This is a genomic window from Microbacterium sp. STRO-1N, assembly GCF_057748015.1.
Window position 1 is genome coordinate 2,295,393 of sequence record NZ_CM173234.1, and the last position, 15,233, is coordinate 2,310,625.

The 15,233-nt window shown below is 68.5% G+C and carries 16 protein-coding genes; 5 read left to right on the top strand and 11 right to left on the bottom strand.

All coding sequences use genetic code 11. From position 1 onward, the window contains the following. Positions 1 to 25 precede the first annotated feature (25 nt). A complete protein-coding gene (locus AC3ANJ_RS11115; RefSeq protein ID WP_488316358.1) occupies positions 26 to 1,702 on the bottom strand; it encodes a ribonuclease J in 1,677 nt (558 codons plus the stop codon). A 68-nt stretch (positions 1,703 to 1,770) separates the two neighbouring features. Beyond that, the gene (dapA, locus tag AC3ANJ_RS11120) at positions 1,771 to 2,748 is read right to left on the bottom strand and encodes a 4-hydroxy-tetrahydrodipicolinate synthase (protein ID WP_488316359.1); all 978 of its coding nucleotides are present in this window, start codon (positions 2,746 to 2,748) and stop codon (positions 1,771 to 1,773) included. Positions 2,749 to 2,802: 54 nt separating this feature from the next. On the opposite strand from dapA, the gene AC3ANJ_RS11125 reads away from it, so the two are divergent. Beyond that, a complete protein-coding gene (locus AC3ANJ_RS11125) occupies positions 2,803 to 3,339 on the top strand; it encodes an NUDIX domain-containing protein (RefSeq protein ID WP_488316360.1) in 537 nt (178 codons plus the stop codon). A 13-nt stretch (positions 3,340 to 3,352) separates the two neighbouring features. On the opposite strand, the gene AC3ANJ_RS11130 is transcribed toward AC3ANJ_RS11125, so the two are convergent. Genes AC3ANJ_RS11130 through AC3ANJ_RS11140 form a run of 3 tightly spaced genes read right to left on the bottom strand, consistent with a single transcriptional unit; the run spans position 3,353 to position 5,396 of the window. Next, positions 3,353 to 4,114, bottom strand: coding sequence for an SDR family NAD(P)-dependent oxidoreductase (locus AC3ANJ_RS11130; protein ID WP_488316361.1), 762 nt, complete (start codon positions 4,112 to 4,114; stop codon positions 3,353 to 3,355). Continuing rightward, entirely contained in the window at positions 4,114 to 4,590 is a 477-nt protein-coding gene (locus tag AC3ANJ_RS11135) for a dihydrofolate reductase (protein ID WP_488316362.1), read from the bottom strand. Before AC3ANJ_RS11135 ends, AC3ANJ_RS11130 begins: the two co-directional genes overlap by 1 nt. Next, a complete protein-coding gene (locus AC3ANJ_RS11140; RefSeq protein WP_488316363.1) occupies positions 4,587 to 5,396 on the bottom strand; it encodes a thymidylate synthase in 810 nt (269 codons plus the stop codon). The genes AC3ANJ_RS11135 and AC3ANJ_RS11140 overlap by 4 nt, the downstream gene beginning before the upstream one ends. Before the next feature lie 96 nt (positions 5,397 to 5,492). On the opposite strand from AC3ANJ_RS11140, the gene AC3ANJ_RS11145 reads away from it, so the two are divergent. From AC3ANJ_RS11145 to AC3ANJ_RS11155, 3 genes are all read left to right on the top strand, one after another. Further along, positions 5,493 to 5,903, top strand: coding sequence for a thioredoxin family protein (locus tag AC3ANJ_RS11145; protein ID WP_488316364.1), 411 nt, complete (start codon positions 5,493 to 5,495; stop codon positions 5,901 to 5,903). A 21-nt stretch (positions 5,904 to 5,924) separates the two neighbouring features. Then, a complete protein-coding gene (locus AC3ANJ_RS11150) occupies positions 5,925 to 6,518 on the top strand; it encodes a DUF4395 domain-containing protein (protein ID WP_488316365.1) in 594 nt (197 codons plus the stop codon). A 71-nt stretch (positions 6,519 to 6,589) separates the two neighbouring features. After that, positions 6,590 to 7,015 (top strand): OsmC family peroxiredoxin, encoded by a 426-nt coding sequence (locus tag AC3ANJ_RS11155; RefSeq protein WP_406249864.1) that lies wholly within the window; start codon positions 6,590 to 6,592, stop codon positions 7,013 to 7,015. A 24-nt stretch (positions 7,016 to 7,039) separates the two neighbouring features. Here AC3ANJ_RS11155 and AC3ANJ_RS11160 read toward each other — a convergent pair whose 3' ends face one another. Both AC3ANJ_RS11160 and dapB read right to left on the bottom strand, forming a co-directional pair. Further along, complete coding sequence (locus AC3ANJ_RS11160) at positions 7,040 to 7,483, bottom strand: hypothetical protein (RefSeq protein WP_488316366.1); 444 nt, start codon at positions 7,481 to 7,483, stop codon at positions 7,040 to 7,042. Continuing rightward, complete coding sequence (gene dapB, locus AC3ANJ_RS11165; RefSeq protein WP_488316367.1) at positions 7,480 to 8,226, bottom strand: 4-hydroxy-tetrahydrodipicolinate reductase; 747 nt, start codon at positions 8,224 to 8,226, stop codon at positions 7,480 to 7,482. Before dapB ends, AC3ANJ_RS11160 begins: the two co-directional genes overlap by 4 nt. 77 nt (positions 8,227 to 8,303) lie before the next feature. Here dapB and AC3ANJ_RS11170 point away from each other — a divergent pair, with 77 nt between their 5' ends. Then, positions 8,304 to 8,771: a GNAT family N-acetyltransferase gene (locus AC3ANJ_RS11170; protein WP_488316368.1), complete on the top strand. Its 468-nt coding sequence runs from the start codon at positions 8,304 to 8,306 to the stop codon at positions 8,769 to 8,771. Positions 8,772 to 8,778: 7 nt separating this feature from the next. Here the strand turns inward: AC3ANJ_RS11170 and AC3ANJ_RS11175 are convergent, their stop codons facing one another. From AC3ANJ_RS11175 to AC3ANJ_RS11190, 4 genes are all read right to left on the bottom strand, one after another. Continuing rightward, positions 8,779 to 9,381, bottom strand: coding sequence for a histidine phosphatase family protein (locus tag AC3ANJ_RS11175; protein ID WP_406249857.1), 603 nt, complete (start codon positions 9,379 to 9,381; stop codon positions 8,779 to 8,781). A gap of 68 nt (positions 9,382 to 9,449) precedes the next feature. Continuing rightward, a complete protein-coding gene (locus tag AC3ANJ_RS11180; RefSeq protein WP_488316369.1) occupies positions 9,450 to 10,478 on the bottom strand; it encodes an aldo/keto reductase in 1,029 nt (342 codons plus the stop codon). A 210-nt stretch (positions 10,479 to 10,688) separates the two neighbouring features. Next, entirely contained in the window at positions 10,689 to 12,965 is a 2,277-nt protein-coding gene (locus tag AC3ANJ_RS11185; RefSeq protein WP_488316370.1) for a polyribonucleotide nucleotidyltransferase, read from the bottom strand. Between the two features lie 263 nt (positions 12,966 to 13,228). Further along, the gene (locus tag AC3ANJ_RS11190) at positions 13,229 to 15,154 is read right to left on the bottom strand and encodes a GDSL-type esterase/lipase family protein (protein WP_488316371.1); all 1,926 of its coding nucleotides are present in this window, start codon (positions 15,152 to 15,154) and stop codon (positions 13,229 to 13,231) included. Positions 15,155 to 15,233 lie beyond the last annotated feature (79 nt).

Genomic DNA, 15,233 nt, shown 5'->3' on the forward strand with positions numbered 1-15,233 from the left:
TGAATCCGAACGCCGGATGACGGCGTCAGGCCTCGATGACGAGGGGAACGATCATCGGGCGTCGACGCAGCTTCTGGTTGACCCAGCGGCCGATCGTGCGCCGCACGACCTGAGACAGCGCATGCGTGTCGCGCACGCCATTGCCGGAGGCCTCTTTCAGCGCGGCGACGATCTTCGGGACGACGTCTTCGAAGACGGCGTCGTCCTCGGCGATGCCTCGGGCGTGGATCTCCGGTCCGGTGATGATCCGCCCGGTGCCCGCATCCACCACGACGATGACCGACACGAACCCCTCTTCGCCGAGGATTCGGCGATCCTTCAGGTCAGCGTCGGTGATCCCGCCGATCGTCGAGCCGTCCACGTACACGAAGCCGATGTCCAGCTGGCCGGCCACACGGACGTCGCCGTCCTTCATGTCAAGGATGGTGCCGTTGGAGATGATGAACGTGCGCTCCTCGGGGATGCCGGTCTCCTGGGCGAGCTTCGCGTTCGCGAACAGATGACGGGACTCGCCGTGGATCGGGACGACGTTGCGGGGCTCGAGGATGTTGTAGCAGTAGATGAGTTCGCCGGCGGCCGCGTGGCCGGACACGTGCACCTTGGCGTTCGCCTTGTGCACGACGTTCGCGCCCAGCCGCGTGAGCCCGTCGATCACCCGGTAGACCGCGTTCTCGTTGCCCGGGATGAGGCTGGAGGCGAGGATCACGGTGTCGCCCTCGCCGACCTCGATCGCGTGGTCGAGGTTCGCCATGCGGCTGAGCACAGCCATCGGCTCGCCCTGCGATCCCGTCGACATGTAGACGATCTGGTCGTCCGGCAGGTCGCGCGCCTTCTTGTAGTCGATCAGGACGTTCTCCGGCACCTGCAGGTAGCCGAGCTGCTCCGCGATCGTCATGTTGCGCACCATGCTGCGGCCGAGGAAGGCGACGCGACGCCCGTGCGCGTGCGCGGCATCGATCACCTGCTGGACGCGGTGGATGTGACTGGAGAAGCTCGCGACGATCACCCGTCGCGGCGCCTTGCCGATCACCTGATCGAGCACCGGTCCGATCGAGCGCTCGGTCGGCGTGAAGCCGGGGACGTCCGCGTTCGTCGAGTCCACCATGAACATGTCGACGCCCTCTTCGCCAAGGCGAGCGAACGCGCGCAGGTCGGTGATCCGACCATCCAGCGGCAACTGATCCATCTTGAAGTCGCCGGTGGCGAGCACGAGCCCCGCCGACGTGCGGATCGCGACGGCCAGAGCATCCGGGATGGAGTGGTTGACGGCGATGAACTCGAGGTCGAAGGGGCCGACCTTCTCCTGCTGGCCTTCCTTGACCGTGAGGGTGAAGGCCTTGATCCGGTGCTCCTTGAGCTTCGCCTCGACGAGGGCGAGCGTGAGTCCGGAGCCGATCAGCGGGATGTCGTTCTTGAGGCGCAGCAGGTACGGCACAGCGCCGATGTGATCTTCGTGTCCGTGCGTCAGGACCACGCCGACGACGTCGTCCAGGCGGTCGCGGATCGGTTCGAAGTCGGGCAGGATCAGGTCGACGCCCGGCTGGTGCTCTTCGGGGAAGAGCACGCCGCAGTCGACGATGAGGATCCTCCCGTCGAACTCGAAGATGGTCATGTTGCGACCGATCTCTTCGAGACCACCGAGCGGTGTGACGCGCAGGGTCCCTTCCTCGAGAGGTGCCGCTGCGGCGATCGGAATGGACATGCTGTCTCCTCTGTCAGGCGCGTCAGGCGCCCGGTCGTGCGTCAGGCGCGCTCCGCGCCCGTGATGTCTCAGCGCGTCGTGCCGTGCACCTTCGGCAGCGCACCGCCGGCGGCCGCGTTGCGGTCGGGGCGGAAGTTGGAGAAGTCGGCGCCCGGCACGTCGGTGACGAGTGCGAGCTCGTCCTCGATGAGCGCGGCCTCCCACTCCTCCGGTCCCACGAGGGGAAGGCGGACGCGCGGGCTGGAGATGCGTCCCAGCCCATGCAGGATGTACTTCGCCGACACGGTGCCTGGCACGTGCGTCATGACCGCGCGCACGAGCGGTTCGAGGCGCTTGTGCTCGGCCGTCGCCGCGGCGAGGTCGCCGCGGTTCACGGCGTCGACGATGGTGCGATACGGCGTCGCAGTGATGTTGGCGGTCACACCGATGAGTCCGGTCGCACCGATGGCGAGGTGCGGCAGCGCGTTCGCGTCGTCGCCGGAGAAGTACATCAGGTCGGTCTGGTTCAGCACACGGCTCACCTCGCTGAAGTCGCCCTTGGCGTCCTTCACAGCGAGGATGTTCGGATGCTTGGCCAGCCGCAGGATCGTCTCGTACTGGATCGGGACGCCCGTCCGGCCGGGGATGTCGTACAGGATCACCGGGAGGTCGGTCGCGTCCGCGACCAGGCGGAAGTGCGTCAGGATGCCGGCCTGAGTGGGCTTGTTGTAGTACGGCGTGACGATCATGATGCCGTCGGCGCCGGCCTTCTCACTGGCCTTGTACAGCTCGATCGCGTGCGCGGTCTCGTTGGATCCGCCGCCGGTGATGATGCTGGCGCGGCCGGATGAGACGGACTTGCCGACCTCGACGAGCTTGAGCTTCTCGGCGTCCGTCAGGGTCGAGGTCTCGCCGGTCGTCCCCGTCACGACGACGCCGTCAGCACCTGCCGTGATGACATCGTCGATGTGCTTCTCGACGGCGGTCCAGTCGACTTCGCCGTCGGCCGTCATCGGAGTGACGAGCGCGACGAGAACCTGTCCGAAAGGGTTGCCCGAGTGCGTCATGCTCCCAGCGTATCGGTTCGGCGCTGGGTCACGTGCGGAGATACACTCGCCCGCATGGCCTGGCAGACCGAGGGATCCCGCACCGTGTATGAGAATCCGTGGATCTCGGTCCGCGAGGATGCCGTGATCGGCCCCGGCGGATCCGGCATCTACGGTGTCGTCACGATGCGCCACCCTGCGGTGTTCATCGTGGCCGTCGACGCGCAGGACCGTGTCTGCCTGGTGGGACTGGACCGCTACACGACCGGCCGGTCGATCGAGGTCCCCGCCGGCGGAAGCGATGGACAGGATCCCCTGATCGCAGCGCAGCGCGAGCTCAAGGAGGAGACGGGCCTGCAGGCGACGGAGTGGACGGCGCTCGGCACCATGAACGCGTTGAACGGCGTGACCGTCGCGCCCGAGCACGTGTACCTCGCACGAGGGCTCACCCTCACCGACGGGGACGATGAACGGTCGGAGGAAGGCATCGACGAGGTGTCGTGGGTGCCGTTCGACGAGGTGCTGCGCATGATCGCCGACGGACGGATCACGGACGGCGAGACCGTCGCGGCGATCGCCTACGCCGGCATCCGGCTCGGTCGCTTCCGCTGAGCCGGAAAAGCGCTCAGACGCGACCGCGCCGCGCCACGCGAGAGGTGAAGGACGCGGGAAGCACGCCGGTCAGCGCGACGATCGCCTTGTAGCGCAGCGACGGGATCGACACCGCGCGCCCACGCGCGGCGTCCCGCAGGCCTTCGCGGACGACATCGGCCGCGTCGAGCCACATCACCGACGGGATCCCCTCCTCACCAGGCGGCAGACCCATCCGCGCGTGGAAGCTCGTGTGGGTGAAGCCGGGGCACAGCGCCGTGACGGAGACACCGTCTCGGGCGTACTCGGCATTGGCCCAGCGGCTGAAACCGATCAGCCAGGACTTGCACGCCGAGTACGTCGAGCGCGAGATGAAGCCGGCGACCGACGCCACATTGACGATGCGGCCGCCGCGGCCGCGCATGACCGCGAGCGCCACGTGCATGAGGCGCATCGCGACCTCGACGTGAAGACGCAGATGCCGCACCTCGTCGTCGATGTCGTTGTCGGCGAAGTGCAGCGGAAGGCCGAACCCCGCGTTGTTGATCAGCAGATCGATGGGATGCTCAGCATCGGCGATGCGCGAGACGACACGATCCAGATCGGCGTCATCCAGGAGGTCGGCCGCGAGCACATCGACAGCCACGCCGTGGTGTACGCGCAACTCCTCGGCCAGCGCGTCGAGCGCCCCGGCCGACCGCGCCACCAGCACAAGATCCGCGCCTCTCTGCGCGAGCTGCCTGGCGAATTCCGCGCCGAGGCCGGCACTGGCCCCGGTGATCAGAGCGACGGGCATCAGCGCTCGTATCGCAGGAAGCGGTAGCGGATGCCCGTGCGAGACGTCTGCCAGTCGCCCTCGGACACCAGACGCCAGCCCGTCTTGTCCGGAGCGTAGGCGTCGCCGGTGACGTCGAGGTCGATCTCGGTGACTTCGAGGCGATCGGCATCGTCGATGACCTGCGCGTAGATCTCGGCGCCGCCGATCACCCAGACTTCGTCACGACCGCGCACGGCCTCGGAGATGGTCGCGGCGCGGCGTGCTCCATCGGCCGCCCAGTCCTGCTGCCGCGTGATGACCACGTTCTCGCGCCCGGTCAGCGGGCGGAACCGCTCCGGAAGCGAATCCCACGTCTTGCGCCCCATGACGACCGGGGCCCCGAGCGTGACGTCCTTGAAGTGCGCCATGTCCTCGGGCACATGCCAGGGCATGCCGCCCTCGGCACCGATCACTCCCCCGCGCGCCTCGGCCCAGATCAGGCCGACCCAGGTCATACCGCCACCGCCGCGCGGATCGGCGGGTGGTGCTGGTAGTCCTCGATGACGAAGTCGTCGTAGGAATAGTCGAACACCGACTCGGGCTTTCGCGCGAAGCGCAGTGTGGGATACGGATACGGCTCACGCGTGAGCTGCTCCCTGACCTGTTCGATGTGATTGTCGTAGATGTGGCAGTCGCCGCCCGTCCAGACGAAGTCACCGGGCTCGAGGCCCACCTGGTGAGCGATCATCTGCGTGAGCAGCGCGTAAGAGGCGATGTTGAAGGGAACACCGAGGAACAGATCGGCGCTGCGCTGATACAACTGGCACGAGAGCTTGCCGTCGGCCACGTAGAACTGGAACAGCGCGTGACACGGGGCCAGCGCCATGTCGGGGATGTCCGCGGGATTCCACGCCGACACGATCAGGCGGCGGGAGTCCGGCGACTGCCGGATCTGCTCGATGACCTCGGAGAGCTGGTCGATGTGCCCGCCGTCCGGCGTGGGCCACGACCGCCACTGCACGCCGTACACCGGACCGAGATCACCCGACGCATCCGCCCACTCGTCCCAGATGGTGACTCCGTTGTCCTGCAGCCAGCCCACGTTGGAATCACCGCGGAGGAACCACAGCAGTTCGTAAGCGATCGACTTGAAATGCACGCGTTTCGTGGTGATCAGGGGGAACCCCTTCGACAGGTCGAAACGCAGCTGGCGTCCGAACACGCTGAGCGTGCCGGTGCCGGTGCGGTCATCCTTGTGCGTGCCCTCGGCGAGCACTTCACGGAGCAGGTCTTCGTACGGCGTCGGGACGGCTTCGCTCATGCTCCACACGATACCCGCAGACCACCGACGTGGACGCGTCGGTCATGCTTCGCAACAACCGCCCCGAGCGCCGCCGATCGGTCGTACCCTCGATCCATGTCGCCCGTACTCGCCCTGGCCGTCGCCGGTGCGCTGATCGTGCTCGGCGTGATCCTCGGCGTCGCCCTGCGCATCGCCGACGGTCGCCGCCGCGGCGGAGGGCACCTGCGGTTCGATCCGGTCGATGTGTCCGGGGCTCTGGGGTCCAGGGCGACTCTCGTCCAGTTCAGCACCGAGATGTGCGCACGCTGTCCGCAGGTGCGACGGATGCTGAGCGATATCGCCTCTCGGGACGACGGCATCGCCCACGTCGAGGTCGACCTCACGCATCGCCCCGATCTGTCCAGCCGCTACCGGATCCTCCAGACGCCGACGACCTTCATCCTCGACCGCACGGGCGCTGTCCGCGCCCGGTTCAACGGCGTGCCGCACGCGCACGCCCTCACCGAAACCCTCGCCGCCGTCTGAGGCGCGCAGACCGGAGCAGACATGTCCCGCAGCACCGCCGCTTCCCCCGCCGGAATCGACCCGCGAGGCCCACGATTCGCCGCGGGCATCACGGCCGGGCTGCTGCTCGTCGCCTTCATCCTCTCGCTCATCGGGATCTCGACCGCGAGAGGCCCCTCGAGCTTCGGCTGGTTCGCCCATCAGCCTCTGTCCGGGGCGTCGTTCGTGCCCGGAGCCGACTGGGTCATCGTCGTCTCCCCGATCCACCAACGAGTCCTGGACCCGGGATTCCTGCTCCTGGTCGTCATCGCCGTGCTGTTCCTCTGGGCCGTCGCGTGGCCGCGTACAGCCCCCTGGGGCGTGGTGTTCCGTCGCTTCGTCCGCCCGCGTCTCGCCCCGCCGACGGAGCTGGAGGACCCACGGCCCCCGCGGTTCGCGCAGGGCGTCGGCCTCTTCGTGGTCGGCATCGGCATCGTGCTGCACCTGTTCGGCGTTCCGTGGGCGCTGCCGATCGCGGCAGCCGCCGCGTTCGTCGCAGCATTCCTGAACGCGGCATTCGGCTTCTGCCTCGGGTGCCAGCTGTACCTCCTGCTGCAGCGCGCGGGGATCGTCGGACGGGTGTCCCCGACGGGCTGATCGAGCGGTTCCCTCGACCTCGGCCGATCGCTAGGCTGGGCCCACAGCCCGCCTACCTCCGGAGGAACATCATGCCCGTCACCAGCGAAGCCACCACCACCTGGACCGGTTCCCTCACCGAGGGATCCGGCACCGTCTCGTTCGCCACCTCGCACCTCGGGACCTTCCCGATCGACTGGAAGGCCCGCAGCGAGGGCTCCGAGACGACCACGACTCCCGAAGAGCTCATCGCCGCGGCGCACGCCTCGTGCTTCAGCATGGCGCTCTCGCACGCACTGGCCGAGAACGGCACCCCGCCCGAGCGCGTCAACACCACGGCCTCCGTGACTTTCAAGCCCGGCACCGGCATCACCGGCAGCCACCTGAACGTGAACGCTTCCGTACCGGGCCTGACGCCGGAGGCGTTCCAGCAGATCGCCGACGGCGCGAAGACCGGCTGCCCCGTGTCCCAGGCGCTGTCCGGGATCGAGATCACACTCGAGGCCACGCTCGCCTGAGTCGTCTGCCGGAGAGCGAGCCCCTCAGCGGGCCTGCTTCTCCACTCTGATCGCCTCACGGATGCTGGCGCGGGCGTCCTTGCGACGCCCCGCCGCATCCTGCACGACACCGAGGCGATACTGCTCCCGCCAGTCCGTGGGAGCGGCTTCGGCCGCGGCGCGGTAACGCGACACGATGCCGTCAGCATCCTCTTTCGCGATCTTCCCGCTCGGGGTCAGCTCGGTCTCGGCCTCCGGCATGCCGCCCTCGGCATCCAGTCGTCGGCCGAGTCGGTCGGCCGACACTCCGAACTGGATCTCGCGCACGAGCGCCCAGACCCCGATCAACGGCAGGACGATCGCCGCGATGCCCATGAGCACAGCGATCGGTTCGCCCGTCCCGATGAACAGGAACGCCTGCTGTCCGGCGACGATGAAGTACAGGATCAGGCAGACGCCCATCAGGACGATGCCGATGCGAGCTGTCACGACCGGGCTCGGATGCCGATGTCGACCATGTTCTCCAGCCCGACGACCACGCCGCGCGCGCCGAGCGCGAACGGCACGGCCAGGCGGATGCCGGGCGCGTACGCGAGTGCGGGCTCGACGGTGTCGTGGGTGAACGTCAGCGACTCACCTGGGCCGGAGAGGATGACGTCCTGCCGGGCGATCACCCCTGGCCGACGCAGCGAGTGGACCGGCACCCCTGCGACCTGCTGGCCGCGGGCGCGCTGATCGACGTGCGGGGCGCTCACGGGGCCCTGCTCGGCGCGAGAGGCCGCGATCAGTTCCGCGGTGCGCACCGCGGTGCCGCTGGGAGAATCGATCTTCGTGTCTCGGTGCGCCTCCACGATCTCCGCTGAGTCGAAGAACGGGGCGGCGGCGGACGCCAGAGCGGAGCCGAGAACCGAGCCGAGCGAGAAGTTCGGGATGAACACCACCCCGGTCTCTGCGGCCTCGACCAGAGGACGCACCAGCGCGATGCGCTCGTTCGACCAACCGGATGTGCCGACCAGGACGTTGATCCCCCGCTCGACAGCGGCACGGACGACCTCGACGCTCACCTGCGGCGTGGAGGCGTCGACGACGAGGTCCATGCCGTCCAGTTCGGACCAGTCGCTCGTCGAGGTGAGCACGCGCGCGACTTCGAAATCGTCGAGGTCGTCGATCACCGCTCGGATGATCGAACCGAGTTTCCCGGTTCCGCCGACGAGTGCTACCTGCGTGCTCATGCCCCCAGTCTATTTCGCCGTGGTCCGGCCACGCGGCACGGCGCGGCCGTGCCCCGATGCCCGGGTAGCGTTGTCCCATGCTCGAGTTCCGCGACGCCTCCCCCGCCGATCCCGAATCGCACGCGATCCTCGTCGAGTACTTCGCCCTGCGTGCCGCAGAGTTCCCCGGCGGAGGCTACACGCCGACGTTTCCGGCACCGAGCGCGTTCGCACCACCCGCGGGCGTCTTTCTGCTCGCCGGTCCCGTCGGAGGGGCAGTGGGGTGCGGAGGCATTCGACGACTGGACGATTCGGAGGCCGGCATCCGCTACGAGATCAAGCATCTGTTCCTGCGGCCCGAGACCCGCGGCCAGGGGTGGGGGCGCGCGATCCTGGAGGAGCTCGAACGTCGGGCAAGGCAGTGGGGCGCCGGCGAACTCGTGCTCGACACTCATCACACGCTCGAGGCCGCCGGCGCGCTCTATGCCCGCAGCGGGTTCGAGGAGATCGAGCCGTACAACGACAACCCGAACGCCACGCGCTGGTACCGCAAGCCGCTGGTCTGAGCGCGGCTCAGACCGGGACGGCGTCCGGCAACCCGGTGCGCAGCTCCACCGGAAGGTGGCCGAGGTCGTTGTGCGTCAGCAGCGTCCACGGGCGCCCTTGCTTCTGCGCGATGACCGTCAGGCCGCAATGCGCCTGGTTCAGGGTCATCCATCGCCACTCCGGAGCGCCGAGCACCTCGCGAACGAACCACGAGATGACGAAGTTGTGCGTGATGAGGACCTCGTGGACGTCCCCCTGTTTGCGCACGAGGAACTCGTTCACCGCGTCGGCCATCTGCGCGCCACCGGCCTCGATCTCGGCATCCGTGACCGACCCGAAGAACGACTCGAACGCCGTCGGCGTCTCCTCTGTGAGCCCCGTGGGCACGCAGTCGAAGAGCAGCGCTGACGGTTCGGGATCGACCGCAGGCAGCCGCGCAGAGATCGCACGCGCCGTCTCGGTCGCCCGCAGCAGTGGCGAATGCCACACCGCGTCGAGCGGGAGTCCGGACAGCCGATCGGCGATCAGCTCCGCCTGTCGCTGCCCCCGAGGAGAGAGCGGTCCGTCGTCGACGCCGTGCTCGGCGTCCTGATGCTCACCATGTCTGACCAGATATATGTAGTGCGTCACAACCCACTCGCTTCGTCACCCGCCATCATCGGCTGGCGTCTTCCAGCCTAACCGAGCGTCGCGGCTTCTCAGTCGCCCGCGCGGGTGAGATCGGCGATCTGCTGACGCGACAGCGTGACCCCGGCGCCCTGCATGAGCTCGTCGACGTGCTGGGTCGCGAACGTGTTCACAATGGGCGCGATGACCGTCCGCTGCGCGAGCAGCCAGGCGATCGAGACAGCGGCGACCGGCACCTGCAGCTCATCGGCCACCTGGTCGAGCGCCCGGAGGATGCGGTTTCCGCGACGGTTCAGGTGTTCGCGCAGCTGCTGTCCGCGCACGCCCTGCGACGCACGCGCCTTGTTGCGGTGCCGGCCGGACAGGAAACCGTGCTCCAGCGCGTGCGACGGTGTCACCGCCAGCGTCTGCGCGCCGGCGACCAGGCGCATGTCGCCTTCGAACGGCTGGCGGCGCACGAGGTTGTACGGGGCATCGAGCACCTCGATCCGGGGGTAGCCCGCCGACGCGAGGATGCGGGCTTCGACGAGCCGCTCCGGGCTGAAGCCGAACGCGCCGACGGCGCCGATCTTGCCCGCCTCGCGCAGCCACTCCACGGTCGCCAGTGTGTCCTCGATGTTCGTGGTCGCATCGAATGTCGCGTCCAGGTAGAGCACGTCGATGCGATCCACACCGAGCCGGGTGAGCGAACCCTCGACGGCCCTGACGAGGTTGACGGAACCGAGGCCGGGGTTGTCGGCGTGCGAACCGATCCGCGCGCTGAGGACGATCCCGTCCCTGCGCCCACGCGAGCGCAGCCATTGGCCGATGATGTGCTCGCTGCGTCCGCCGGAGAATCCGTCGGCGGTGTGGACGGCGTTGCCGCCGAACTCGACGTAGCGATCGAGGATCTCGTGGCTGGTCTCGAGGTCGACGTTCCAGCCGAACTCGGCAGCGCCCAGCATGAGCGGGAAGGTCTCGAATCCCGTCTCGCCGAGCGGCACGCGCAGGGTCTCGCCGACGCCTGGGCCGACGACCGGGATCGGCGCGGAAGGATGCTGCGGGTGGGCGCTCGCGGCCACCTCGGGTGTCCCGGCGGTACCGACGCCGAATATCCGCATGCTCTCACCCCCGCGAGTCGACCTGCACTGTCATGCGCTGTATGCACCCCCCGGTGCTTTTCTTCGAGAGTAGAGGACGATCGCGCGCTCCCCCGCCGATCAGGCGAACGTCCGGGGAATTCGCCATAACGTTTTCATCACGCCGGACACGACGAAGACCCGGATCCTCTCCTGTGCGGAGCGGATCCGGGCCTTCGATGGATCAGAGGATCAGGCCTCGGTGGCCTCGGCCTCAGGCGCCTCTTCGGCGGCCGGAGCGTCATCCAGGACGGGCTCGAGCGACAGCTTGCCGCGGTCGTCGATCTTCGTGATCTTCACGAGGATCTTCTGGCCGACCGAGAGCACGTCGTCGACGTTCTCGACGCGCTTGCCACCGGCGAGCTTGCGCACCTCGGTGACGTGCAGCAGGCCGTCCTTGCCCGGCAGCAGCGAGATGAAGGCGCCGAAGGTGGCGATCTTCACAACGGTGCCGAGGAACTGCTCGCCGATCTCCGGGTTGGTCGGGTTGGCGATCGCGTTCACCTGCGCACGAGCGGCCTCGGCCGACGGGCCATCGGTCGCGCCGATGTAGACGGTGCCGTCCTCCTCGATGGAGATCTGCGCGCCGGTCTCATCCTGGATCGCGTTGATCGTCTTGCCCTTCGGGCCGATCAGCTCGCCGATCTTGTCGACCGGGATCTGGACGCTGATCACGCGCGGCGCGGTCGGTGCCATCTCGTCCGGCGTATCGATCGCCGCGTTGAGCACGTTCAGGATCGTCAGACGGGCGTCCTTCGCCTGCGTCAGCGCGCCGGCCAGGACCTCGGACGGGATGCCGTCGAGCTTCGTGTCCAGCTGGATGGCCGTGACGAACTCGCTGGTACCGGCGACCTTGAAGTCCATGTCACCGAGGGCGTCCTCGGCGCCGAGGATGTCGGTCAACGCCGCGTAACGGGTCTGACCGTCGACCTCGTCGGACACCAGGCCCATGGCGATGCCGGCGACGGGAGCGCGCAGCGGCACACCCGCGTTCAGCAGCGACAGAGTCGATGCGCAGACCGAACCCATCGACGTCGAGCCGTTGGAGCTCAGCGCCTCGGAGACCTGACGGATCGCGTAGGGGAACTCCTCGCGGCTGGGCAGTACCGGTACGAGCGCGCGCTCGGCGAGGAAGCCGTGCCCGATCTCGCGACGCTTCGGCGACCCGACGCGACCGGTCTCACCGGTGGAGTAGGGCGGGAAGTTGTAGTGGTGCATGTAGCGCTTGCTCGTCACAGGCGACAGCGAGTCGATCTGCTGCTCCATCTTGAGCATGTTCAGCGTAGTGACGCCCATGATCTGGGTCTCGCCGCGCTGGAAGATCGCCGAACCGTGCACGCGAGGGATGACCTGGACCTCGGCATCCAGCGGACGGATGTCGGCGAGGCCGCGACCGTCGATGCGGATGCTGTCGGTGAGGATGCGCCCGCGGACGATCTTCTTGGTGACCGACTTGTACGCGGCGGAGAACTCGAGCGTCGCGACGGCCTGCAGCTCGCCGGCCTCGACGGCCGCGAGCAGGTCGGCGTGGACGCGCTCCTTGACCGCGTCGTCCGCGCTCTGGCGCTCCTTCTTGTCAGCGATCTGGAAGACGCCGACGAGGTCGTCGTATGCGCGCTGCGCGACGAAGTCGTAGGTCTCCTGGCTGTACGGCAGGAAGACGGGGTAGACGCCCGGCTCCTTCGACGACGACGCCGCCAGTTCCGCCTGAGCCTTGACCAGCTGCGCGATGAACGGCTTGGATGCCTCGAGACCCTGAGCGACGATCTCCTCGTTGGGCTTGGTGGCACCGGCCTTGATCAGGTTCCAGCTGTTCTCGGTGGCCTCGGCCTCGACCATCATGATCGCGACGTCTTCGGTGCCATCGGCCTTCGTGACGACACGACCGGCGACGATCAGGTCGAACACGGCCTCCGAGACCTGCTCGGCGGTCGGGAACGCGACCCACTGGTCCTCGTGCTGTCCGCCACCCGGGATGAACGCCAGACGCACGCCGGCGACAGGACCCGAGAACGGCAGACCGGAGATCTGCGTGGATGCGGATGCCGCGTTGATCGCGAGCGCGTCGTAGAACTCGCCGGGTGCGATCGACAGAACGGTGATGACGATCTGGACCTCGTTGCGCAGGCCGTCGACGAACGACGGACGCAGCGGACGGTCGATGAGACGGCAGACCAGGATCGCCTCGGTGGAGGGGCGGCCCTCACGACGGAAGAACGAACCGGGGATCTTGCCGGCGGCGTAGGAGCGCTCCTCGACGTCGACCGTCAGCGGGAAGAAGTCGAAGCCCTCGCGCGGGTGCTTGCCTGCGCTGGTGGCCGAGAGGAGCATGGTCTCGCCGTCGAGGTACGCGGCGACTGCGCCCTGAGCCTGCTGCGCGAGGCGGCCGGTCTCGAAGCGGATGGTGCGGGTGCCGAAGCGGCCGTTGTCGAGAACGGCTTCCGTGGCGGTGATTTCAGGACCTTCCAAGAGGTCTCTCCTTCTTTATTTCCTCTCGCGGGTCCGTGTGATCCGCGAGCGTGCATCGGAGCGGAGACGGAGAGTCCGGGCGCGCGGGCATTCCCGCGAATCTCACCTGCGCTGGCCACCAGTAGAAGATCACCCGACCCGTCGTGCCGAGGAATCCACCACAGGGGACCAGCTTCTCGCCGATTCCACTCCCTGCCAGCGTACCAGCGAGTACCGGGAATCCCGCGATCACGCCGGGAATCCGAACCCGCCTCGCGCGCCGTTCAGCGCACCCGCGCCTCACGCAGGCTGGTCGAGCGGCCGATGTACACGTAGTCGTCGTGCTTGGCGACGCGCCCGTCGCCGGCCACGCGACCGCGCATCCGACGCCAGGCCCACGGAAGCGCGTGCTCGCGCCACCACGCCGCTCTGGTCGACGGCTCCGCGTCGTGGAGCACGGCATCCAGAGCTCCGAGCGCCTCCGCGTGCGGAACGTCGAGGACCTCGCCGGCCCGGTAGGCGAGGAACCGATGCCCTCGACTGCCCAGATGGACCAGGTCCTCACCCCAGTTCGACCGGTCGGCGAGCGACGGGTGCAGATCGGTGTCCAGGAGCATGGCACCTGTACGCTCGGCGATTCCGGCGAGCGCGCCCGAGAAAGCGGCGAATCGTCGCGCGAAGAGCCCGGCCGCGCGCCGGTCAGGGAGGAACGGCGTCACCAGCAGCACGTCGGCGCCATCCGCGCGAAGCGTGCGAACCGCTCCCTCGAGCCTGGCCGCCAGTGCGACGACGTCAGCACCGGTGCGGACCAGATCGTTCGCGCCGACCAGGATCGAGACCAGATCCGGCCTCAGCTCCCGTGCCCGCTGCAGCTGCTCGCCGCAGACGTCGTCGACGCGCCGTGAACGCACGGCGAGGTTTGCGTAATGCAACCCGCCTCGAGCCGCCAGCAGCAGTGCGAGCCGGTCCGCCCACCCGCGCAGCGCTCCGTCGGGCGCCGGGTCGCAGAGCCCCTCGGTCAGCGAATCCCCGAGCGCCACGAAACGACTCCAGCGGCGCCAAGGATACGCCTGTGCCGGCTCCGGCCGACGCGTCCGCGGCGAGCGCAGCGACCGATCCACACGATGCAGGGTCGTCGCCTCGTCGAAGTGACCGAGCAGCTGCGAGCAGAGCGCCGACCAGCTGCGGCCGGCCACTGCCGCCCTGCCCGCCTCGCCGAACGCCCGTCGTTTGCGCGCGTCGCCGGCGAGATCGGCCACGCGCATGCGCAGGTCGACGAGATCGCCGGGTCGGTACAGCCAGCCATCGATCCCCATCCGGACGAGATCGAGCGGACCGCCGCTGCCGGTCGCCACGATCGGCACGCCACTGGCGTGCGCCTCCTGCAGCGTCTGCCCGAACGTCTCGCTCTCCCCCGGGTGCACGAACACGTCGAACGACGCCATGGCGATGGCGAGTTCGTCGCCGTCCAGATGGCCGAGGAACACCGCACCGGGCAATGCCGCCTGCAAGCGCGCCCGTGCCGGTCCTTCCCCGACGATCACGAGGCGCACACCCGGTATGTCCTGCAGGACGCGCAGATCTTCGACCTGCTTCTCCGCCGCCAGACGTCCGACGTAGCCGATCAGGACGTCGTCAGCGGACGCGCGCCGCCAGCCTCCGTCTCGGCGGCCGGGGTGGAAGCGTTCGGCATCCACACCCCTGCCCCACCGCCGGAGCCGATCGACGCCCAGCCCCTCGAGCTGTCGCTCCGACTCCGTCGAGGGCGCGAGCGTGAGGGTCGCCCTGCGATGCAGTCGGACGATGTGATTCTGCGCGAAGGACGTGGTCGCAGCCAGCCGGTAGCGCTCGGTGTACGCGGCAACATCGGTCTGATATGCGGCGACCGCCGGGACGTCCAGTCGCCCGGCGGCGAGCACTCCCCGCCAACCGAGCGCGAAGGGCGAGGCGAGGTGGACGACGTCGGGGCGGAAGCGCTCCAGGGAAGCCGCCACACGATGCGCGGTCGCGGCTCCGACGCGGACATTGCGATATCCAGGCAGAGCGAGGCTTGGAACAGGCTCCACGCGCGCGCCGTGCAGGGAATCGGGGATGCCGACGGCATCCGGAGCGAGCACGTGGGCGACATGCCCCTCGCGCTCGAGGTGACGAAGGATCTGCATGACAGATCCCGTCACACCGTTCATGTGCGGCAGGAAGGATTCGGTCACGATCGCGACTCTCACGGTGTCAGGATGCCGCGCCCGCTCGCCGCGAACCGCTGGGAGCACCGGTTGTCGCGGAGAGTTC

Excerpts from the sequence above, each read along its gene's own strand:
- dapB (WP_488316367.1), bottom strand. The coding sequence starts at position 8,226 with ATGAGCACGCAGGTAGCACTCGTCGGCGGAACCGGGAAACTCGGTTCG.
- dapA (WP_488316359.1), bottom strand. The coding sequence starts at position 2,748 with ATGACGCACTCGGGCAACCCTTTCGGACAGGTTCTCGTCGCGCTCGTC.
- AC3ANJ_RS11115 (WP_488316358.1), bottom strand. The coding sequence starts at position 1,702 with ATGTCCATTCCGATCGCCGCAGCGGCACCTCTCGAGGAAGGGACCCTG.
- AC3ANJ_RS11150 (WP_488316365.1), top strand. The coding sequence starts at position 5,925 with ATGTCCCGCAGCACCGCCGCTTCCCCCGCCGGAATCGACCCGCGAGGC.
- AC3ANJ_RS11180 (WP_488316369.1), bottom strand. The coding sequence starts at position 10,478 with ATGCGGATATTCGGCGTCGGTACCGCCGGGACACCCGAGGTGGCCGCG.
- AC3ANJ_RS11125 (WP_488316360.1), top strand. The coding sequence starts at position 2,803 with ATGGCCTGGCAGACCGAGGGATCCCGCACCGTGTATGAGAATCCGTGG.
- AC3ANJ_RS11140 (WP_488316363.1), bottom strand. The coding sequence starts at position 5,396 with ATGAGCGAAGCCGTCCCGACGCCGTACGAAGACCTGCTCCGTGAAGTG.
- AC3ANJ_RS11170 (WP_488316368.1), top strand. The coding sequence starts at position 8,304 with ATGCTCGAGTTCCGCGACGCCTCCCCCGCCGATCCCGAATCGCACGCG.
- AC3ANJ_RS11145 (WP_488316364.1), top strand. The coding sequence starts at position 5,493 with ATGTCGCCCGTACTCGCCCTGGCCGTCGCCGGTGCGCTGATCGTGCTC.
- AC3ANJ_RS11130 (WP_488316361.1), bottom strand. The coding sequence starts at position 4,114 with ATGCCCGTCGCTCTGATCACCGGGGCCAGTGCCGGCCTCGGCGCGGAA.
- AC3ANJ_RS11135 (WP_488316362.1), bottom strand. The coding sequence starts at position 4,590 with ATGACCTGGGTCGGCCTGATCTGGGCCGAGGCGCGCGGGGGAGTGATC.
- AC3ANJ_RS11155 (WP_406249864.1), top strand. The coding sequence starts at position 6,590 with ATGCCCGTCACCAGCGAAGCCACCACCACCTGGACCGGTTCCCTCACC.